We start from the raw sequence: 21,247 nt of genomic DNA, 5'->3' as shown, positions 1-21,247 counted from the left end.
CTGGCACAGGGTCAGGGTCAGGCCGACACGCCATGGTCGGCGCGCAGGCGAGGCACTTCGTCAGCGCGTCGGCGGGGCACGATGACAGGGGCCCCGTCGCCGGGGGCGTGCAGTATGTCCACATCGGTCTGGTAGAGGCGATCGATGAGGGGCTTGGTCACCACCTCCCGGGCTGGGCCCATGGCCTGGATGGCGCCATCCCCCAGGGCAATCAGCTCGTCGCAGTAGCGGGCGGCGGTGGCGAGATCGTGGATGACGATAAGCACCGTCTTGCCCTCGGCGGCGACCCGATGGATGGCCTCCATCACCTCGGTCTGGTGGCCGATGTCCAGCGCGCTGGTGGGCTCGTCCAGCAAGATGATGTCCGCATCCTGTGCCAGCACCATGGCGAGCCACACCCGCTGGGCCTGACCGCCGGACAGCGAACTGGCGCTCTGGTGCCAGATGGCATCGAGCTGCATCCGCTCCCGGGCCCAGTCCACCATGCGGGCATCTTCCTCGCTCCACTGATTGAACCAGCCCTGATGGGGATGGCGGCCATATTGCACCAGCTGCTCCACCAGGATACCGGGGGGGACCAGGGGACGTTGGGGCAGATAGGCGAGTTCCCGAGCCAGGGCTTTGGCGCCATAGGCACCGAGTGGCTTCTCCTTGAGCAGGATCTCCCCGGACCGGGGCTGCTCCTGTCCCGCAAGGAGCTTGAGCAGCGTGGATTTGCCGCCGCCGTTGGGGCCGACGATCCCCACCAGTTTGCCCCGGGGGAGGGAGAAGGATATCTCCTTGAAGATGGTCTTTTGCGGGTAGCCGAACTGGAGTCGGTTCACGGTGAGCGTCATCGGGCGGCCCTCGGTCTGTATTGAAAATGGATGAATGCCATGGTCAGTCGGCCTTCTGGCGATCTTTGAGCAGGATGAAGAGCAGCAGCAGGCCGCCGAGAATGCGGGTCATGATGCCGGTAGCCACTTCGTGGGGGCTGGCCAGCACCCGCACCAGGGTGTCACTGGCGAGCAGCATCAGGGCGCCGCACAGGGCGGCAATCCAGAGCGGCACGATGCGATCCCGGCTGAGCCAGGAGGCAAGGATGGGGGCCGCCATGGCAATGAAGACCACGGGGCCGCCGATGGCGGTGCCAAGGGCTGCGACGATGATGGCCTGGGCCAGCACCCCGAGCTGGACCCGGTTCACGTTGACCCCGAGGGTGCTGGCCGTCACCGGTCCCAGGCGCAGCACGCCGAGGGAGCGGGAGAGACAGACGGTCCAGGGACAGATGAGCAGGAGCAGCAGGCTCACCGGTAGCAGGGTGCCATAGCCCTGACCGACGAAGTTGCCCATGTTCCACAGATAGAGGCTGGTGAGGTGCACCAGGGACTGGGTGGACATGACGAACTGGCCGAGGGCGTTCATCAGCTCCGAGACCCCGATGCCGATCACCACGAACAGGTAGCCCTGCTCCCCCGGCTTGTTGCACAGGGCATAGAGCACGGCGGCGGCAAACAGGGCGCCGAAGGGGGCGGCCCACCAGGGCCAGGTGCCCAGCGTCAGATAGAGGGAGAAGATGATGATGGCCAGGGATGCCCCCTCGTTGACCCCGATCATGTCCGGGGTGGCGAGGCGGTTTCGCACCAGGGTCTGCACCAGGCAGCCCGAGAGTCCCATGGCGGCGCCGGCCACCAGCACCGCCAACAGGCGCGGCAGGCGGATTTTGAAGACGGTCACCTGATCGAGTCGGCTTCCCTCCCCGAGCAGGGTCTGGATCACCCCCATCATGGTGATCTTGCCGGAACCCAGGGTGAGGGCCAGCAGGGAGAGCAGGGTGAGGGCGACCAGGAGCCCCAGGGTGATGAGCCAGGCGCGGCGGTGCAGCAACAGGGTGCGGCTGCCAAGGCGAAGGCAGAGGGTGCCGCTCGGGAGTGAGAGAGAGTTCTTCATGGGCGTGGCACCTTATTTGACGGCCAGCAGGGAGCGGAAGCCGCCGCTGCGCACCACCAGGATGAGCACGGGCGCCCCGATGAGCGCCAGAATGACGCCGTTGGGCAGCTCGTAGGGCTGGATAAGCCAGCGGGCCAGCACATCGGCACCGAGCAGAAAGAGCACCCCGAACAGGGCAGAGAAGCGCACCTGGATGGCGAGGCGAACCGGCTCCACCAGGCGGGCGCAGTAGGCGGCGAGGAAGCCGACAAAGCCGATGGGACCGGCGATGGCGATGGCGCAGGCGGTGAAGAGCGTTGCGGCCAAGAGCACGCCGATCCGCACCCGGGTGGGGCGGATGCCGAGGGCCCTGGACTGGTGATCCCCCATCTGCATCAGGGTGAGAGGGCGACAGAGCGCCAGGGTCAGCAGCAGGGCGGCCAGGGCGAAGGGGACCACGGTGAGTACCGCTTCCAGACTGGAGGCGGCAAGGGACCCTAAGTTCCAGAAGCGGAACTGCTCCAGCACCACCCGGTTGGAGAGCAGCAGGAAGTTGGAAAGACCGCCGAAGGTGGCGGAGAGGGCGACCCCTACCAGGATGAGCTTGAGGGGGTTGGAGCGCCCCACCATGAGGCCGAGGCCCAGCACGATGAGGTTGCCGAGCAGGGCCCCCATGCCGGACCAGAGCAGATACCCGTAGGCGGATTCGACGCCAAACCAGGTGAGGCCGATCACCAGAGCAAAGACGGCGCCGGCATTGACCCCGAGCAGGCCGGGTTCGGCCAGAGGGTTGCGGGTGGCACTTTGCAGCATGGAAGCCGCCAGGGAGAGTGACGCCCCCACCACCAGGGCTGCCAGGGTACGGGGCAGGCGCAGGGTATGGACTATCATGGCGAGCTTTTCATCGGCCACGAAGGCGGGATCGCCCATCAGGAAACCGGCGACCTCGCGGCCACCATAGACACCGGCCCCGGTGGCCAGTGACAGACAAATCAGCAGGAAGAGGAGCAGCACGCCGAGCCAGAACAGCCGAGCTTGGTATCTGAGCACTCAATGACTCCTTGAATTCGGGGAGGCAGAAACGCAAAAAGGGAGCCCCGCGACCGGGGCTCCCGCATACAGGATGGATTACAGCTTGTAATCGACCCCTGCGTAGACGGTGCGACCTTCCAGGATGAAGTCGGCGTCGGTCGCCACCTCGTCACGCTGGGTGTTGGTGAGGTTGGTGATGCCGAGCTTGAAGTCCAGGGCCGGCGTGACGGTCCACTTGGTGTTCACGTCCAGGGTCTGGTAGTGCTTGGAGGTGAATGCCTGGGCGTTGCGGGCCGGCACCTTGATCACCTGGCTGCCGACATACTGCCAGGCCAGGTTGGCGCTGACCACGTCGCTCGCCTTCCAGTCCAGGCCGATGTTGCCGGTGTGATCCGGGGTCTTGGCCAGATCGTCACCCGTGCTCTTGTCTTCGGAGTCCAGCAGGGTCAGGTTGCCGGTCAGCTGCACGTTGTCCAGCACGTCGAACCAGCCGGTCAGCTCCAGCCCCTTGATGCGGGCCTTCTTGACGTTGAGGTAGGTCATGACGGTCGGACGGTAGCCCGGGCCCCACTGATCGCTCTGGATCAGATCCTCGATCTCGTTGTGGAAGCCGGTCACCCCTGCGCCGAAGCGATCGGCGTTGTAGGCGGTGCCAAGCTCGTAGCTGACGGAGGTTTCCGGCTTCAGATCCGGGTTGCCTATCACCTTGCAGGCGCCGCGGCAGGCGGTGGTGGCGAACCCTTCGCTGGACTGGGCCAGGGTCGGGGCCTTGAACGCCTTGCCGGCGCCGCCCTTGATCACCCACTCGTCACTCAGGGAGTAGAGGGCGTAGGCACGGGGGCTGAACTCGTTGCCATAGGTCTCGTGGTGATCCAGACGGCCGGAGAGCGTCAGGGCCAGATCCCCAAAGCCGAACTCGTCTTGCAGGTAGAGAGCGCTCTGGCTCGCATCCACGCTGCCGTTCTGGATGCTGCGGCTGTGCTCCAGCTCGGTCTTGCGGAACTCTGCACCCGAGGTCAGCAGGTGATCCCCGAGGTAGCCGCTCAACTGGCCATCCACCGTGTTGTTGGTCTGGGTGATGTCGGCGGCGCCACCGTTGAGCTGGGAGTCATCCATCAGATCGGTCTGCTCGAAGTAGTAACGAGCGCGGCTGTCGAAGTGTTCCCAACGGCCGTTGTGGGTCAGCCCCAGGCTCAGGCGATCGAGTTTCTGCACGTTGTGGGGGGTAGCCGGTGCGGTCGGGGCACGGGGCACGTTGTTGAAGTAGCTGTCCATGTCGTTCTGGTTGTAACCCAGATCGAAGTCGATGTCCTGGTTGTCGGCCACCAGCCACTTCAGGCTGGAGAGCACGTTGACCACTTCCCGTTTCTCCAGGGCGTCGGCATCCGGGTTGTTGGACTGCTCGCTCTTCCAGCGATCCCGCTGATAGCCTTCCACCACCACGCTGCCCAGCAGCTTGTTGTCGATCAGGGCGCCGGAGACGAAGGCGCTACCCTGGTTGGCATCCCCGCCATCCCCCTTGGTGGGCATGGTGTGGGTGTAGCCGACGGCCGCTTCGGTGTTCTCCTTGGCCTGGCGCAGGATCACGTTGACCACGCCGCCGAGGGCATCGGCCCCGTACAGGGAGGAGACGGGACCGCGGATCACCTCGATGCGCTCGATGGCGGCCATGGGGATGGAGCTTAAGTCGAAGTCGTTGCCAAAGGAGCTGCCCAGGGTCTCGCGGGCGTTGACCCGCTTGCCGTTGACCAGCAGCAGGGTGTAGTCACCGCCCATGCCGCGGATCTTGATCTCGTTGCGACCCGTGGGGTTGGTGCCGATGATGTTGACACCGGGCACGTGCTTGAGGGCATCGCCGATGTTGTTGACGTTCATCTTGTCCAGATCGGCGCGGGTGACCACGGAGACGCTGGCCGGGGCGGTCAGCTCGGTGTGCTTGGTCTGGGTGGCGGTGACCACCACCGTCTCGTTGGCCTTGACGGACTCGGCCTGGGCCAGGCCCGGTACGGCCAGCAGACCAAGGGAGAGCAGAATGGGGTTCAGTTTAAAGAGGCCGTGCTGCAACTGCATTGTCAAAAACTCCATGGATATAACTGAGGTTATGGGGTCCGGATTCTTCTGATCCGGTGCTCACTGACTTCCTTGTCTGGCGGTGCCAGAGGCAGGATTATTGTTATCTCTTGTGCGCTTCAGGCTCCGGATGAGGAACCAGACTCCGGCGCAGGCCACCAGGGTGCACGCAATGTTGATCCAGGCCAGGGTGGAGAAACCTTGCAGAGCGCCCCCCTCGTCGGAGACCAGATATCTGGCGGAGAACAGGCTGCCGAGGCCCGCGGCCACATTGGTGACCGAGCCCTGGAAAGACATGAAGGCGGCGCGCTGATGGGGGGCCGGAATGGCCGCCGTGACTGCGAGGGTGGTGCTGGCACGGGCGGAGCTCAGGGCCATGAAGAGGGTGAACAGCAGATATAGAGGCAGGCCTGCCGGCAAGGCAAAGCCCACCAGGGTGATCAGGGCCAGGGCCAGGCTGGTGAGCAGGATGGCGCCCTGGGCGCGACCCTGATCGATCCAGCCGCCGCACAGGCGCATGGTGGCCATGCTGGCAAGGCCGCCGCACAGATAGAGGCTGGCGATCTGCTCGCGCGGGAAACCCAGGTTGAACTGGAAGTAGTTGGCAAAGTGCGGAATGAGCAGGAAGTGGCCGAACATCTGCAGGCAGAGGATGAAGAGGGCTCCCTGGCAGAGTGGTGACCCCAGCAACTGGCGCATCCCCTGGCCTGCCGGGGCCCGGTTGACCGGCAGGGACGGCAGCCAGATGGCACAAAGCAGGGCCAGCAGCAGGCCGCCTGCACCAAACAAGAGGAAGGGGCTCTGCCAGCCAGACCACTGGGCCAGCACGAGGGCCGCGGGCACGATCAGAATGGCGGCCAGGGAAAACGCCATACCCACGTAGGCGAGACGGCGGCCCCGCTCGGCGGGCGGTACCAGATCCAGCACCGCCGCCATCAGGATGGCCCCCAGGGGGCCGGCCACGCAGCCGGACAGGATGAAAAGCAGCAGCAGTGTCTGGCTATCCTCGGCCAGGGCGCAAGCCATCAAGAGCAGGAAGCGCAGGACCAGCAGTACCAGCAGAGCGGGTTTGCGGTTGACCCGATCGAGCCAGGGGGCGGCCAGGAGGCCCAGCAGAGCGGCGCCCAGGGTGGCGCCGCCGCTGAAGTAACCTGTCTGCTCCGGCAGCATCCCCAGGCGGGTTACCAGTTCCGGGCCAAGGGGCATCACCATCATCATGCAGCCCATGGAGAGCATGTTGATGAGCAGCGCAAGGTGGATGGCGGCAGGGGTGGATGCGACGGATTCTGGCTTCATCAGAGGCTGACTCGAAAAAATGAGTCCGAATTGTATCCGAGGGTTTTTGTTGTGACAACAAATGATAACCATTTTTATTTGTGTTAATCGGGTGTCTTAATGAGTCCTTATCTGGTGCCTCTGTGTGGGGTTGCATACCAGGCCCGTTGCAATCGGGGCGCCATGGACCATGATGGCAGGAAGCGAGAGGGTGGCGGTGAACGCCGGGAGGAGAAGATGCGCGCTGGATCAGGGTATTGGGGGCTGGGGTGCTGCCTGTTGCTGGCATTGCCCCTGAGGGCCGAAGTGAAGGTCATACCGGTATTCGAGGCGGATGCCGCGGTGCAGACGCTCAAGGAGATCTACCCGGATCTCGGGGTGAGCGCCATGGGCAACCAGCTGGTACTGAGCGGAACCCCCGCCCAGTTGCAGGAGGCCGAGCGTACCCTGGCGCAAGTGAACCAGCCGCCCCAAAGCCTGCTCATCGAGTGGCGGGTGGATGGCGCTTCCAGCAGTCAGCAGGCCGGAGTGGGGCTGGGCCTGGATGCCAAACGGCAGTGGTTGCTGGAGGGGGATGCCCGGCACTATGAACGCAGCCAGAGTGACAACTGGCAGGTGCGTGGCCTCTCCGGGCGGCCCGTGTTGTTGAAGATGGGGTCCTATCAGCCGGTCACCTTTTACCAGTGGCAGGGGGGAAGGGTGGTGGGCATGATGCCGCTGATGAACGGTCTCTACGCCACCGCGACCCTGATAGGGGACAGGGTGCAGGTGGCCCTCAGCAGTGAACAGGCAAGAGTGGAGCGGGGCAACATACACACCGGCCAGAGTGCCACCGAGGTGAGCGGCGCCCCGGGCCAGTGGCTGACGGTGGGGGAGCTTTCCACAACCCAAGGCAGCCGGGAGGCCGCGATCGCCAATCCATCAGGCATGGGCGGGGCCAGCGGCAGCGAACGCCAGACTTTGCAGATCCGGGTCACGCGCCAGTGAACCAGCCTGTCAGTGGGGCTGATCCAGAGCGTAATCCCGCAACTGGCGGCTTCTCAGCAGATACCAGAGCGCCCAGAGGCTGGCGATGAGCACCAGGGCGGTGGGCCAGTTGAACGACCACTGCTGCAGATTGAGGCTGTGCAGTTGCATCACCAGGCCGCTCGCGGTGGAGCAAAGCAGCAGAGCGCGGCTGTGGCGTCTGAGCCAGGCTCTGGCACTGTGGGTCTGGCGATGGGTGCCGCCGCAGGCGAGCAGCACCAGCATGGCGGGCACGTCCGTCAGCAGGCTGACATAGAGGGTGAGCTTGTCCGGGTAGAAGAGGGTCAGGATGGCGCTGCCACTCTCCCGGGTGACCCCCGCCATCAGAAACAGCCAGACCGAGCGGGTCAGCAAGAGGGCGATGGGCCAGAACCAGAGCGGGGGGCGCAACTGGCCGTGATCGTCGTAACGGTGTTCGGGGTAGAGGGTCATGGTGGCCCGGTATCCATTCATGCAGTGCGAGTGATGAAGGGGATATGGGGCACAGGGCAGGCCATTGCAAGGCCGGCAACGGCCGGGAATTAATCGGGGGGCCAGCCCCCCCAATCCACAGTCTTTAGTTGCCGGGTTCCGGCGTCACAGCCAGCCTTTTCGCTTGAAGAAGAGACCGGTGCCCAGCGATGACATCACCATCAGCACCAGGGAGAGGGGGTAGCCGTATTCCCAGGCGAGCTCCGGCATGCGGCCAAAGTTCATGCCGTAGATGCTGGCGATAAGGGTCGGCGGCAGGAAGATCACCGCGGCTACCGAGAAGATCTTGATCACCTTGTTCTGCTCCAGATTGGTCACCCCCATGGAGGCCTCCAACTGGAAGTTGATCTTGTCGAACAGGAACTGGGTATGGGGCAGCAGGGATTCCACGTCGTGCAGCATCTCGTCGATCCACTTGTTCTGCTCCCCCGTCATGCGCTGGCGCAAACTGCGTTTGAGGAAGCGCAGGGCGCGGCGGGTATCGTGCAGGGAGAGACGGATCTGGCCGTTGGCCTCTTCCTGGGCCATCAGCTCCTTGAGCATGGGGTTGATCTGGTCCGGCTCGAAGATCTGATCGGCGGTGTTCTCCAGGGTCTTGTAGCCATCCTCGATCAGGTCTGAGAGGTACTCCACCTTGAGGTTCTGCACCTCCAGCAGGATGTCGAGGGCGTCTTCGACCTCCAGCCTGTCCTGGCGCATGTAGTGGCGCAGCAGACGCACCAGGCCGATGTCATCCTCGCGAATGCTGATCAGCAGGTTGTTGCGCAGGGTAAAAGAGACGTGCACACCCTTGGTGTCGCGGCCGATGCGCTGGGGAAACAGGGAGTGGATGTGCAGACCGTCGGTGTCCCAGTAGAAGCGGGCGGATGCCTCGATGTCATCGAGCTCCTCCTTGTCCGGCACCTCCTCCAGGAACAGGCCCGTCAACCATTCTCGCTCCGCTGTGTCCGGCTTGTAGGCATCCAGCCAGACGGTGTTGTCGGGAACGATGTCATCCGGCCCGAGCGTGACTATGTCCAGCACCTTGTTGTTGAGAATGTAGGCGGTGATCATCTGTCCCCCCTTAAGAAGTCATGGGTAATCAGGGATGGTTGCACAGGTTCATGCGGCCTTAGATCGCACGGAAAGCGATCCCATGAAATAGCATAACGAGGCCGATGGACAACCTGAATGCGGCGAACTATACAGGGGCGGGACCCGCTTGTCAGGGCCTATTCATCAGGGGTTCAGCCTGTTCGCTCAAAAAAGCGGCGAGGTCGGATCAGCCACGCCGACCTCGAAACGGGCGATCCCGACGTCACCTCCTTTGTTCGCCCTGGAGTGGAGGAGGGCCCGGGCTCACCGGCGGGAATGACGGGTTGCTGGTCGCCCTGCGACAGCGCCCGGCCAAGCGCAGAAAACGGTCTCCGGGCGGTGTTCCGGGGCTGCGTCTCCTTGTTATCTGCTCTGGTGTGCGTGGGCAAGCCTGTTACAGATTGGGGTAGTTGGGGCCCGAGCCGCCCTGGGGCGGCGTCCAGACGATATTCTGGCTGGGATCCTTGATGTCGCAGGTTTTGCAGTGAATGCAGTTGGCGGCGTTGATCTGCAGCCTTGGCCGGGTATCCCCATCGAGGATCTCGAACACCCCCGCCGGGCAGTAGCGCTGGGCGGGTTCGGCCCAGGTGGGCAGGTTGACCTCAACCGGAATGCGCGCGTCCTGAAGGGTCAGGTGACAGGGTTGATCCTCGTCGTGGCTGGTGCTGGCCAGATAGACAGACGAGAGCTTGTCGAAGCTGAGCTTGCCGTCGGGTTTGGGGTAGTCGATGGGCTGGCAACGGCTGGCCAGGCGCAGCTGGCGGTAATCCGGTTCCTTGTCCAGCAGAGTAAAAGGAGAGGTCAAGGCAAAGAGTCGCTGCTCCAGCCAGTTGAAGGCGCCGCCGAGCCAGGGGCCGAAGCGGTGCAGGGCGGCCCCAACGTTGCGGGCCCTCTTCAGTTCCCGGGTCAGCCAGCTTTGCAGCAGCGCGTCCTGAAACTCGGCCAGATCCCGTCCCCCTTCATCCCGTCCTCGCAGTGCCATGGCGACCGTCGCGGCCGCCACCATGCCGGACTTCATGGCGGTGTGGATCCCCTTGATGCGGGAGAAGTCGAGGGTGCCCGCGTCACAACCGATGAGCAGGCCGCCGGGAAAGTGCATGCGCGGCAATGAGTGCCAGCCCCCCTTGGTGATGGCCCGTGCGCCGTAGCTGATGCGCTCGCCCCCCTGCAACGTTGCCGCGATGAGGGGGTGGTGCTTGAGACGCTGGAATTCGTCAAAGGGGCTGAGCCAGGGATTCTGGTAGTTGAGATCGACGATAAGGCCAACTGCCACCTGATCCTGGGCCAGATGATAGAGATAAAAGCCCCCCTGACTCTTGTTGCCCTTTCCCTCACCAAGGGGCCAGCCGCTGCCATGGAGCACCCGCCCAGGATGGGATTGTCCCGCAGGCACCTGCCACACCTCCTTGAAGCCGATGGCGTAATGCTGCGGCTGGGCGCTATTTTCCAGATGGAATCGGGCGATCAGCTGTTTGCCGAGGTGGCCGCGCGCCCCTTCGGCAAACAGGGTATAGCGGCCATACAGGGCCATGCCGGGCACGTGATCCGGCTTGGGGTTGCCCTCCTTGTCGAGACCAAGATCGCCGGTCACCACCCCGCGTACCCGGCCCTCCTCCACGATGAGGGTGCTCGCCGCAAAGCCCGGGTAGATCTCGACACCGAGGGCCTCGGCCTGCTTGCCGAGCCAGCGGCAGAGAGTGCCGAGGCTGATGATGTGGCTGCCGTCGTTGTGCATGCGGGGTGGCACCGCCCAGTGGGGAAGCTGCAGGGAGCGGCTGTCGCTTTGCAGCAGATGGACCTGATCATCCGTCACCGGCACGCCGAGGGGGGCCTCCTGCCAGCTCTCTGGCAGCAGCTCCCTGAGGGCGACGGGATCGAGCAGGGCGCCGGAGATGACGTGGGCACCGATCTCGGCCCCCTTCTCCAGCAGGCAGACCGAGAGGGCCGGGGCCTGCTGCTTCAATGCGATGGCGGCGCTCAGGCCTGCCGGGCCGCCACCGACGATGACGACATCAAATTCCATTGCTTCGCGTTCCATCTTGCCTCTGTGCTCGACTTGGCCTAGGGTAGTGCTGGTAGTTTACGTAAACGTAAACCACTTTGTCAGCAGAAAAGTGAGTGACGACAAGGTGGACCCACACAACAGGTATGAGGGATGACCGCCATGAAGCTGCTGGTCGCAGTCAAACGGGTCGTTGATTACAACGTCAGGATCCGGGTCAAGGGGGATGGCTCCGATGTGGAGCTCGCCAATGTGAAGATGGGCATCAACCCGTTTTGTGAAATCGCGGTGGAGGAGGGGGTCAGGCTGCGGGAAGCCGGCGTGGCATCCGAGCTGGTGGTGGTGACCTTTGGCCCCGAGGCGGCGGCCGAGCAGTTGCGTCATGCCCTGGCGCTGGGGGCGGATCGGGCGCTGCACTATGTTACCGGCGAGACCCTGACTCCGCTCACCGTGGCCCGGGCCCTGCAAACGGTGTGCGGGCAGGAGCAGCCCGATCTGGTGCTGCTCGGCAAACAGTCCATCGATTCCGACAACAATCAGGTAGGGCAGATGTTCGCCGCCCTCAATGACTGGCCGCTTGCCACTTTCGCTTCCGCCATCAGGCTGGTGGAGGGGGAATTGCAGGTGACCCGCGAGATAGACGGTGGCCTCGAGACCCTCGGCATGGCGCTGCCCGCCGTGGTGACCGTGGACTTGCGCCTCAACGAGCCTCGCTTCGCCTCCCTCCCCAACATCATGAAGGCCAAGCGCAAGCCGCTGGAGAGCCAGCCGTTCGCCGCCCTCGGGGTAGTGCCGGCCGACCAGACACGGCAGCTCGGGGTAATGCCGCCGCCGGTGCGCAGCGCCGGCATCAGGGTGGGCTCGGTGGACGAGCTGCTGGACAAGCTCAAGCACGAAGCCCGGGTGCTCTGATGGGCAGGGGCATGAGAGGGATGCCTCCCGCAGGCGTGAGCGCCATGCATGGGGCAACGGCCCCGGGGAGCAAGGGATCAATGGATGACATGAAGGTGCTGCCATGAGCGTACTTGTGATTGCGGAACATCATCAGGGGCGGATCGCCGACAACCTGGCCCAGCTGGTCACGGCGGCGGGGCGCCTGGGGGGCGAGGTGCATCTCTTGCTGCTGGGGCAGGGGCTGACGGAGGCGGGGGAGCAGGCCGCCGCCCTCACGGGGGTAAACCGGGTGCTGCTGGCGGAACATCCCATGCTGGCGGAGGGGCTCAACGACGGGGTCGACAGACTGCTCGCCGAGGTGGCCAGGGACTACCAGCACTGCCTGATGGCTGCCAGCAGCCAGGGCAAGGATCTGCTGCCGCGAGTGGCGGCCAGGCTCGGGGTGGAGATGATCGCCGAGGTGACCGGCATCGAGGGGCCCGACACTTTCCTGCGTCCCATCTATGCGGGGAACGCCATCGCCCGGGTGGCGAGCAGCGCCCCCGTCAAGGTGCTCACCGTGCGGCCCACAGCGTTCGCCAAGGCCGGGTCCGGGGAGGAGCGTGCCCTGATGGAATCGCTGCCGGTGGCCGAGGTGCGCTGCCGTACCCGGCTCATCGAGCGGCGTGCGGTGCGCTCCGCCAGACCCGAGCTCGGGGCGGCCCGGGTGGTGGTCTCCGGCGGGCGGGCACTCGGCTCGAAAGAGCACTTTGCCCTCATCGACGCTCTGGCGGACAAGCTGGGGGCTGCCGTCGGGGCATCGCGGGCCGCCGTGGATGCCGGTTATGTCTCCAACGACCTGCAGGTGGGGCAGACCGGCAAGGTGGTGGCCCCCGAGCTCTACATCGCGGTGGGCATCTCGGGCGCCATCCAGCATCTGGCGGGGATGAAGGAGTCCAAGGTGATCGTCGCCATCAACAAGGACGCCGAGGCCCCCATCTTCCAGGTGGCGGACTACGGTCTGGTGGGGGATCTCTTCACCCTGCTGCCGGAGCTCACCGCCAAGCTGTAAATTTGCCACAAAGGGGCGAAGAAAGCCGTCCGTGCTGTCTCGCCCCCGTTTCCATGCATATTCTCTGCAAGCCCTGGCCCGTTCAGGGCTTTTGTCTGATGGGGGCCCGGTGGCGCCGGGGCAAAAGGTTGCGCTGGATCCCAAAAAGCCTTTGCCCCCACGGGGGGCTGTCGTGTAAAAACGTTCGAGTCACTGATCACACACATCCATTCACGGAAAGCGTCATGAGCAAACAGATTTACAACTTCTGCGCCGGCCCCGCCATGTTGCCGGTTGAAGTCATGGAGCGCGCCCAGCGCGAATTTTGTAATTTCCAGGGGCTGGGAGCCTCGGTCATGGAGCTTTCCCATCGCGGCAAGCCCTATATGGCGGTCGCCGAGAAGGCCGAAGCGGACCTGCGCGACCTGCTGGCGGTGCCGGACAACTACAAGGTGCTCTTCATGCACGGCGGTGGCCGCGGCCAGTTCTCCGCCGTGCCCATGAACCTGCTGGGTGGCGCCAACAAGAAGGCGGATTACCTGGTGACCGGCGTCTGGGCCCAGAGCGCCGTGGATGAAGCCCAGAAATACGGTGACATCCAGACCTTCCAGGGGGTGGCCAAGAACGAGCAGGGAGTCTCCCACCTGCTGCCGACGCCGGCGTTTCGCGCCGATGCCGCCTATGTGCACTACTGCCCGAATGAAACCATCGATGGCATCGAGATGTTCGACATCCCGGCCACCGGCGATGTGCCCCTGGTGGCGGATCTCTCCTCCACCATTCTCTCCCGTCCCCTCGACGTGAGCCGCTTCGGCATCCTCTACGCCGGTGCCCAGAAGAACATCGGCCCCTCTGGTCTGGCCATCGCCATCGTGCGCGATGACCTGCTAAATCAGGCCCGCGCCGATGTGCCGTCCATCTTCGACTACCAGCTCACCGCCAAGAATGACTCCATGTTCAACACGCCCCCCACCTACGCCTGGTACCTGGCCGGTCTGGTGTTCGAGTGGCTCAAGGAGCAGGGTGGCCTGGCGGCGATGGAAGCACGCAACAAGGAGAAGGCCGACTTCCTCTACGGCTACCTCGATCAGTCGAGCTTCTATGGCAACAAGGTGGATGTGGCCTGCCGCTCCCGCATGAACGTGCCCTTCCAGCTGAAAAACGAGGCCCTGGACAAGCTGTTCCTGGCGGAGTCGGAAGCGGCCGGTCTGCTGGCTCTCAAGGGACATCGCATCGTCGGTGGCATGCGCGCCAGCCTCTACAACGCCATGCCCCTGGAAGGGGTCAAGGCCCTAGTCAGCTTTATGGATGATTTTGCCAAACGCCACGGTTGAGGCGTGTCTCCCCATTGCCAGACGCCGGGGACTCCCCGGCGTCTGTTTTTCAGACCCATCCTGACCCAGGCTGCCGTCTCCCGCGGTCGTGCCACTGTCGAACTTGCCGCGGGGGACGCGGGCTGTTAACGTCCGGTCAGGTGATTTAATTGAGATCGAACAGGAAGTCTATGAATTCGTTGCGTTTGGAACCCATTTCTAGTGTGGCCGGGGTGGTCAATCTGCCCGGCTCCAAGAGTGTCTCTAACCGGGCCCTGCTGCTGGCGGCCCTGGCCCGGGGCACCACCCGGCTGACCAACCTGCTCGACAGCGATGACATCCGTCACATGCTGGCGGCGCTGACCCAGCTCGGCGTCAAGTACAAGCTCTCCGCCGACAAGACCGAGTGCACCGTGCACGGTCTGGGTCGCAGCTTCGCGGTCTCGGCACCGGTCAACCTGTTCCTCGGCAATGCCGGTACTGCCATGCGCCCCCTGTGCGCCGCCCTGTGCCTGGGCTCCGGCGAGTACACCCTGGGCGGCGAGCCGCGCATGGAAGAGCGCCCCATCGGCCACCTGGTGGATGCCCTGCGCGAAGCGGGTGCCCACATCCAGTACCTGAAGAAAGATGGCTATCCGCCTCTGGTGGTGGATGCCAAGGGGCTCTGGGGTGGCGATGTCCACATCGACGGCTCCGTCTCCAGCCAGTTCCTGACGGCGTTTTTGATGGCGGCCCCCATGGCGGCCGGCGACACCCGCATCCACATCAAGGGGGAGCTGGTCTCCAAGCCCTACATCGACATCACCCTGCACATCATGAAGCAGTTCGGGGTGGTCATCGAGCACGACGACTACAAGGTGTTCTACATCAAGGGCAACCAGACCTATGTCAGCCCGGGGGACTTCCTGGTGGAAGGGGATGCCTCCAGCGCCTCCTACTTCCTCGCGGCGGGCGCCATCAAGGGCAAGGTGCGGGTTACCGGCATCGGCAAGAACAGCATCCAGGGGGACATCCACTTCGCCGACGTACTGGAGAAGATGGGGGCCCGCATCACCTGGGGCGATGACTTCATCGAGGCCGAGCAGGGGCCGTTGCACGGCATCGACATGGACATGAACCACATCCCGGATGCGGCCATGACCATCGCCACCACGGCGCTGTTTGCTGAGGGCACCACCACTATCCGCAACATCTACAACTGGCGGGTGAAGGAGACCGACCGCCTGCACGCCATGGCGACCGAGCTGCGCAAGCTGGGCGTGGAAGTGGAGGAGGGGCACGACTTCATCACCGTGATCCCGCCCGCACAGCTCAAACACGCGGCCATCGACACCTACAACGATCACCGCATCGCCATGTGCTTCTCCCTGGTGGCACTCTCCGATACGCCGGTCACCATCAATGATCCGGGTTGCACCTCCAAGACCTTCCCGGACTACTTCGACAAGCTGGCCAGCGTCAGTCAGGCCTGAGCCCTTTCGGCCCGCTTCGTGCGGGCCTTTTCATCTCTGCCCCCGCTTTTTTCATGCCTCCTAGCAGCATTATGCAAACTTGCAAGGTGCGATAATAAAATTCCTTGTCGAAGAATGTAATTTTCTATTTACACCGACCCGGCACAGGGCTAGATTGAGATCTCTTTATCGCAGTCATCTAGCAGGAAACTTGGTCATGCAGCATCAAACCGACGACGTTCGTATCAGTGAAATCAAAGAGTTATTGCCCCCGGTTGCGGTGCTTGAGAAGTTTCCGGCGACCGACACCGCCTCGGCCACCGTGTTTGAATCCCGTCAGGCCATCCACAACATCCTGGCCGGCGACGATGATCGCCTGCTGGTGGTGATCGGCCCCTGCTCCATCCACGATCCGGTCGCCGCCCTGGAATACGGCAAACGCCTCAAGGTGCTGCGCGACGAGCTGAAAGATCAGCTGGAGATCGTGATGCGGGTCTACTTCGAAAAACCCCGTACCACAGTGGGCTGGAAGGGGCTGATCAACGATCCCTACCTCGACAACAGCTGCCAGATCAATGACGGCCTGCGCCTGGGTCGCAAGCTCTTGCTGGATCTCAACGACATGGGGCTGCCGACCGCCTCCGAGTTCCTCGACATGATCACCCCGCAATACGTGGCGGATCTGATGAGCTGGGGTGCCATCGGTGCCCGTACCACCGAATCCCAGGTACACCGCGAGCTGGCCTCCGGTCTCTCCTGCCCGGTGGGCTTCAAGAACGGCACCGACGGCACCATCAAGGTGGCCATCGACGCCATCGGCGCCGCCAGCGCCCCGCATCACTTCCTGTCGGTGACCAAGTACGGCCACTCCGCCATCGTCTCGACCGCTGGCAACCCGGACTGTCACATCATCCTGCGCGGTGGCCGCGAGCCCAACTACAGCGCCCGTCACGTGGATGAGGTGGTGAGTGGTCTGGACAAGGCGGGTCTGCCCCAGAAAGTGATGATCGACTTCAGCCACGCCAACAGCAGCAAGCAGTTCAAGAACCAGATGCTGGTGGCCGAGGACGTGGCCGGTCAGCTGCGTACCGGCAGCAAGGCGGTGTTCGGCGTCATGGTGGAGAGTCACCTGGTGGAAGGGCGTCAGGATCTGGTGGACGGGTGCGAGCTCACCTTCGGCCAGAGCATCACCGACGCCTGCATCGGCTGGGCCGATACCGAGGTGCTGCTGCGCAACCTGGCGGACGCCGTGGCCGCTCGCAACGCCCTCTGAGCCCAAGGCGCCCCGTTGGCGGGGCAATAAAAAAGCGCGACCCTGGGTCGCGCTTTTTGTTTGGCCATCTCTCGGCAGGTCGCGGTTTACTTGGCCCGCTCCTGGTGGCCGCGCAGGCGGATGTTGATCATCTCCACCACCAGCGAGAAGGCCATGGCGAAGTAGATGTAACCCTTGGGAATGTGCAGATCCAGCCCTTCGGCCATCAGCGCCACCCCGACCAGGATAAGGAAGGAGAGGGCCAGCATCTTGATGGTGGGGTGGGTATCGACGAAGTCGCCGATGGCCTTGGCGGCAAACATCATGACGCCGACGGCGATGATGATGGCCAGCACCATGACAGGGACATGATCCGCCATGCCCACGGCGGTGATGACGGAGTCCAGGCTGAAGATGATGTCGAGGATGGCGATCTGCACCAGGGTGGACAGGAAGCCCGCGGTCTTGCTCACCACACCCGCCTCTTCGGCGGCCCCTTCCAGGCTCTGGTGGATCTCGTGGGTGCTCTTGGCGATGAGGAACAGACCCCCCACCAGCAGGATGAGATCCCGTCCCGAGATGGCTTCCCCCAGCACGGTGAAGAGGGGCTCGGTGAGGCGCATCACCCAGGCCAGGGAGAGCAGCAGCAGGATGCGGGTGCCCATGGCGAGCCCCAGCCCCAGGATGCGCGCTTTCTGGCGCTGGGCTTCCGGCAGGCGACCCACCAGGATGGAGATGAAAATGATGTTGTCGATGCCGAGCACGATCTCGAGCAGGGTCAGGGTGGCGAGCGCGACCCAGGCGGAGGGGTCAGCAATCCATTCCAGCATGATTGAACCTTGGTTGAACAGTGATTGAGGTAGAAGCCGCGCATTTTAGCAGGGGGTCATGGCTTGTCCCAGTGGCGGGAAAAGATAAAATGGCGGCGATCCAACAGGAGGGAAACATGTTTCGATTAGGGCTCATCATCAACCCCGTCGCCGGCATCGGCGGGGCCGTCGGTCTCAAGGGCAGTGACGGTATGGTCGCCGAGGCGCTGGCGCGCGGGGCCGTCCCCAAGGCCCGGGAGCGGGCCCGCCAGGCCCTGTTGCCCCTGTGCGAGCTGACCACGTCATTCGAGCTGCTGACGGTGGCCGGTGAGATGGGGGAGACGCTTGCCGCAGAGCTCGGGCTGCCCCATCGCATCGTCCATCGGCCTGCCGGGGCGCAGACGAGCGCCGAGGATACCCGGGCCGCCGCCCTGGCCCTGCGCGATGCCGGGGTGGATCTGCTGCTCTTCGCCGGTGGCGATGGCACCGCCCGTGACATCTGCGCGGCGGTGGGGGAGTCCTGCCATGTGCTCGGCATCCCGGCGGGGTGCAAAATCCACTCCGGGGTCTACGGGGTGACGCCGGCGGCAAGCGGCCGGGTGGCGGCCAGAATGATCGCAGGGGAGCTTCTGAGCCTGGTGGATGCGGAGGTGATGGACATCGACGAGGAGGCGTTTCGCGCCGGCAAGGTGCGCGCCCGCCACTACGGGCAGCTGCTGGTGCCCGGGGATCTGCGCTACGTGCAGGCGGTCAAGCAGGGGGGGCGGGAGTCCGAGGAGCTGGTGCTCGCCGATCTTGCCGCCGGTGTGGTGGAGCAGATGGAGCCCGATACCCTCTACCTGATGGGGTCGGGGAGCACGGTGGCCGCCTGCATGGGTGAGCTGGGTCTGGAAAATACCTTGCTCGGTGTGGATCTGGTGGAAAATGGCCAACTTATCGGGCAGGATCTCAGCGCCGCCGAGATCCTGACCCGGATCCGCGGCCGTCGCTGCCGTCTGATCATCACCCTGATCGGCGGTCAGGGACATCTGTTCGGGCGCGGAAATCAGCAATTGAGTCCAGACGTGATCCGGGCCGTCGGGCGCGAGCATATCCAGGTGCTCGCCACCAAAGCCAAGCTGGCGGCGCTAGAAGGCCGTCCGCTGCTGGTGGACACCGACGATCCGGCACTGAACCGGTCGTTGAGTGGTTATCTGCGCATAACCACGGGATACAAGGATCAGGTCATCTACCCGGTGGCCAACCCGGAATAGGACATCAAGGATGCGGCTGGCCTGGCGCCAGAGAGCCGCGATCAACCGGATCGCGGTTCCACTCCCCGAATTTTTTGCCGGCAACCCCGGAAATGAGGCTGCGTTAAATGACGATTCACGATTTTGAACACAAGTTGTTGGGACTGATCGACGCCATGGTCGCCACGGCCAGCGAAGACGAGCTGTTTGCGGGCGGCTATCTGCGAGGGCACATCTCCCTTGCGGTGGCGCGCGCCGAGCTGGAGGGCAAGACCCTGGTGCGGGACGTCAAGAGCTATGTGCTGCGCAGCCTGAACGAGGCCATCTTGCAGGGTGAGCTCTCCGAGCAGGACGAGGTGCTGGTGCAGGAGATGTGGAAGCGTCTGCAGGCCCAGGCGGAAGCTTGATCCCATTCGCAGTTCAAACACAAGTTTAAGTAATCTGCTTCCCTGAGTGTTATCAAAAGGTTAATAATGAGGCTCGCCTTTTGTTTCAGGGATTAAACCATGGCCTCCACCTCACGCATTGCCACCAGACTGCCGCTCGAGATGCTCTATCACTGGGAGCGGCAGTGTCCCGACCGAATCTATCTGCGTCAGACCATCCACCGCGAATACGTTGACTTCACCTGGGGTGAGGTCGCCGACGAGGCGCGGCGCATGGTGACGGCACTGCGCGCCCTGGGCCTGGAGCCCGGTGACAAGGTGGCCCTGCTCTCCAAGAACTGCGCCCAGTGGTTCATTGCCGATCTGGCGATGCAGATGGGGGGATACGTGAGCGTGCCCATCTACCCCACCGCCAACGTCGACACCATCGAATACGTGCTGCGCCACAGCGAAACCAGAGCGATCTTCGTCGGCAAGCTGGACGACTGGAAGAGCCAGGAGGCGGGGGTGCCCGGGGATCTGCTGCGTATCGCCCTGCCTTACGACACCATGCCGGCCGCCCACCAGTGGGACGATCTGCTGGCGCAATACGACCCCATCCCGGACAGCCCGGTGCAGGCGCCGGATGCCCTGTTGAGCCTGGTCTACACCTCCGGCAGCACCGGCAAGCCCAAGGGGGCCATGCTGAGCGTGGAGCGCTACGCCTGGTCCTGCGAGAAGCTGGTGGAGGCGGTCTCCCTCACCGCCGAGGATCGCGGCTTCTCCTACCTGCCCCTTGCCCACATCACCGAGCGGGTCTACATCTACGGCGGCAGCCTGTTCAGCGGTGCCACCATCGCCTTCCCCGAATCCCTCGACACCTTCATCGAGGACGTCAAGCGCTGCCGTCCCACCGTCTTCATCTCGGTGCCGCGGCTCTGGGCCATGTTCCGCATCAAGATCCACGAGAAGCTGCCCCAGAAAAAGCTGGCGCTGCTGCTCAAGATCCCCCTCGTCTCCAGCCTCATCAAGAGCAAGCTGCAAAAGGGGCTGGGGCTGGATCAGGCGCGGGTGCTGGGCTGCGGCTCTGCGCCGGTGGCCCCGGCGCTGCTGGAGTGGTATCACAGCATCGGCATCCATATCACCGAGGCCTGGGGCATGACCGAGAACCACGCCTACTCCACCCTCAACTACCCGTTCCGGGCGGACAAGATAGGCACCGTCGGCAAGGCCGGGCCCGGGGTGACCATCAAGATCTCCGACGAGGGGGAGATCCTCTGTCGCTGCGACGGCATGATGGTGGGCTACTACAAGGATCCCGAGCACAGTGCAGAGGCCATCGACGCCGAGGGCTGGCTGCACACCGGTGACATGGGCAAGCTGGACAGGGAGGGTTACCTCACCATCACCGGCCGCATGAAGGATGTCTTCAAGACTGCCAAGGGCAAGTACGTGGCCCCGGTGCCCATCGAGGGGATGCTCGGGCAGGAGCCCATCATCGAGCAGCTCTGCGTTATCGGCTACGGCATGCCGCAGCCGGTTGCCCTGGTGCAGCTCGCCGAGAGCGCCATGAAGGGGGACAAAGCCGGGGTGGAAGCCCAGCTGGAGGCCGCCCTCAACCGGGTCAACGACAAGCTGGAATCCCATGCTCGCCTGCGGGGCATCCTGGTGGTCAAGAGCCCCTGGAACATCGAGAACGGGGTGCTGACCCCCACCATGAAGATCCGCCGCCACCTGCTGGAACAAAAATACGCGGACATCGGCGAACGCTGGTCCGGCAGCCAGCGCATCCTGTGGGAGTCCTGACAGGGGTCGGTACCGCCATATCGGCCACATCAATGACAGCGGGGGAGCCAGTGGCTCCCCCGCTGTATTTCAGGGGGAAGCAAGCCGACAGGGGGCTGGGGCATTGACCCCTTCCCCGACGTTTCCCGCCGCCGCCATACCGCCCCGCGTCGAGGGAACGGCAGGGAAAGGTATTTGCAAAATCCATGGAGAGGCGGGATCCCAGTGGTTTGGCAAATGCATCTTGGGGTCACACAC

18 protein-coding genes are annotated in these 21,247 nt (G+C 64.0%); 9 read left to right on the top strand and 9 right to left on the bottom strand.

The features are described from left to right. Positions 1-17: 17 nt before the first annotated feature. The 5 genes from C3418_RS08790 to C3418_RS08770 form a co-directional block, all read right to left on the bottom strand. Positions 18-836, bottom strand: a complete 819-nt coding sequence (locus C3418_RS08790; RefSeq protein ID WP_010674442.1) for an amonabactin ABC transporter ATP-binding protein — start codon at positions 834-836, stop codon at positions 18-20. 43 nt (positions 837-879) lie between these two features. Continuing rightward, positions 880-1,929, bottom strand: coding sequence for an amonabactin ABC transporter permease subunit 1 (locus C3418_RS08785; RefSeq protein WP_010674443.1), 1,050 nt, complete (start codon positions 1,927-1,929; stop codon positions 880-882). Between the two features lie 12 nt (positions 1,930-1,941). Then, entirely contained in the window at positions 1,942-2,958 is a 1,017-nt protein-coding gene (locus C3418_RS08780; RefSeq protein WP_010674444.1) for an amonabactin ABC transporter permease subunit 2, read from the bottom strand. 78 nt (positions 2,959-3,036) lie between these two features. After that, on the bottom strand, positions 3,037-5,010 hold the full coding sequence (locus C3418_RS08775) for a siderophore amonabactin TonB-dependent receptor (protein WP_010674445.1): 1,974 nt from the start codon (positions 5,008-5,010) through the stop codon (positions 3,037-3,039). 60 nt (positions 5,011-5,070) lie between these two features. Further along, on the bottom strand, positions 5,071-6,306 hold the full coding sequence (locus C3418_RS08770; protein ID WP_010674446.1) for an MFS transporter: 1,236 nt from the start codon (positions 6,304-6,306) through the stop codon (positions 5,071-5,073). A gap of 216 nt (positions 6,307-6,522) precedes the next feature. Here C3418_RS08770 and C3418_RS08765 point away from each other — a divergent pair, with 216 nt between their 5' ends. Continuing rightward, the gene (locus C3418_RS08765; protein WP_029314403.1) at positions 6,523-7,272 is read left to right on the top strand and encodes a hypothetical protein; all 750 of its coding nucleotides are present in this window, start codon (positions 6,523-6,525) and stop codon (positions 7,270-7,272) included. A 9-nt stretch (positions 7,273-7,281) separates the two neighbouring features. On the opposite strand, the gene C3418_RS08760 is transcribed toward C3418_RS08765, so the two are convergent. The 3 genes from C3418_RS08760 to C3418_RS08750 form a co-directional block, all read right to left on the bottom strand. Next, positions 7,282-7,743 carry a DUF2919 domain-containing protein gene (locus tag C3418_RS08760; protein ID WP_010674448.1) on the bottom strand — a complete coding sequence of 154 codons (462 nt, stop codon included), beginning with the start codon at positions 7,741-7,743 and terminating at the stop codon, positions 7,282-7,284. A gap of 144 nt (positions 7,744-7,887) precedes the next feature. After that, the gene (corA, locus tag C3418_RS08755) at positions 7,888-8,835 is read right to left on the bottom strand and encodes a magnesium/cobalt transporter CorA (RefSeq protein ID WP_005301617.1); all 948 of its coding nucleotides are present in this window, start codon (positions 8,833-8,835) and stop codon (positions 7,888-7,890) included. Positions 8,836-9,250: 415 nt separating this feature from the next. Then, the gene (locus C3418_RS08750; RefSeq protein ID WP_029314405.1) at positions 9,251-10,894 is read right to left on the bottom strand and encodes an electron transfer flavoprotein-ubiquinone oxidoreductase; all 1,644 of its coding nucleotides are present in this window, start codon (positions 10,892-10,894) and stop codon (positions 9,251-9,253) included. Positions 10,895-11,020: 126 nt separating this feature from the next. Between C3418_RS08750 and C3418_RS08745 the strand changes: the two genes are divergently transcribed. From C3418_RS08745 to aroG, 5 genes are all read left to right on the top strand, one after another. Further along, positions 11,021-11,770, top strand: coding sequence for an electron transfer flavoprotein subunit beta/FixA family protein (locus C3418_RS08745; protein WP_010674450.1), 750 nt, complete (start codon positions 11,021-11,023; stop codon positions 11,768-11,770). Between the two features lie 103 nt (positions 11,771-11,873). After that, positions 11,874-12,803, top strand: a complete 930-nt coding sequence (locus C3418_RS08740) for an electron transfer flavoprotein subunit alpha/FixB family protein (protein ID WP_010674451.1) — start codon at positions 11,874-11,876, stop codon at positions 12,801-12,803. Positions 12,804-13,027: 224 nt separating this feature from the next. Then, on the top strand, positions 13,028-14,116 hold the full coding sequence (gene serC / locus C3418_RS08735; protein ID WP_010674452.1) for a 3-phosphoserine/phosphohydroxythreonine transaminase: 1,089 nt from the start codon (positions 13,028-13,030) through the stop codon (positions 14,114-14,116). 170 nt (positions 14,117-14,286) lie between these two features. Beyond that, complete coding sequence (gene aroA / locus C3418_RS08730; protein WP_010674453.1) at positions 14,287-15,567, top strand: 3-phosphoshikimate 1-carboxyvinyltransferase; 1,281 nt, start codon at positions 14,287-14,289, stop codon at positions 15,565-15,567. 196 nt (positions 15,568-15,763) lie between these two features. After that, positions 15,764-16,819, top strand: coding sequence for a 3-deoxy-7-phosphoheptulonate synthase AroG (gene aroG / locus C3418_RS08725; protein ID WP_010674454.1), 1,056 nt, complete (start codon positions 15,764-15,766; stop codon positions 16,817-16,819). 86 nt (positions 16,820-16,905) lie between these two features. Here the strand turns inward: aroG and C3418_RS08720 are convergent, their stop codons facing one another. Then, a complete protein-coding gene (locus C3418_RS08720) occupies positions 16,906-17,628 on the bottom strand; it encodes a TerC family protein (protein ID WP_010674455.1) in 723 nt (240 codons plus the stop codon). 116 nt (positions 17,629-17,744) lie between these two features. Here C3418_RS08720 and C3418_RS08715 point away from each other — a divergent pair, with 116 nt between their 5' ends. From C3418_RS08715 to C3418_RS08705, 3 genes are all read left to right on the top strand, one after another. After that, positions 17,745-18,860: an ATP-NAD kinase family protein gene (locus C3418_RS08715; RefSeq protein WP_010674456.1), complete on the top strand. Its 1,116-nt coding sequence runs from the start codon at positions 17,745-17,747 to the stop codon at positions 18,858-18,860. 107 nt (positions 18,861-18,967) lie between these two features. After that, on the top strand, positions 18,968-19,246 hold the full coding sequence (locus tag C3418_RS08710) for a YfcL family protein (protein WP_010674457.1): 279 nt from the start codon (positions 18,968-18,970) through the stop codon (positions 19,244-19,246). 99 nt (positions 19,247-19,345) lie between these two features. Then, a complete protein-coding gene (locus C3418_RS08705; RefSeq protein ID WP_010674458.1) occupies positions 19,346-21,010 on the top strand; it encodes an AMP-binding protein in 1,665 nt (554 codons plus the stop codon). Positions 21,011-21,247: the final 237 nt, after the last annotated feature.

It is taken from the genome of Aeromonas sp. ASNIH8 (assembly GCF_002919855.1).
GTDB lineage: Bacteria > Pseudomonadota > Gammaproteobacteria > Enterobacterales > Aeromonadaceae > Aeromonas > Aeromonas caviae.
Note: the sequence above shows the minus strand (reverse complement) of the source record. Positions and strands in the feature narration are given on the sequence as shown.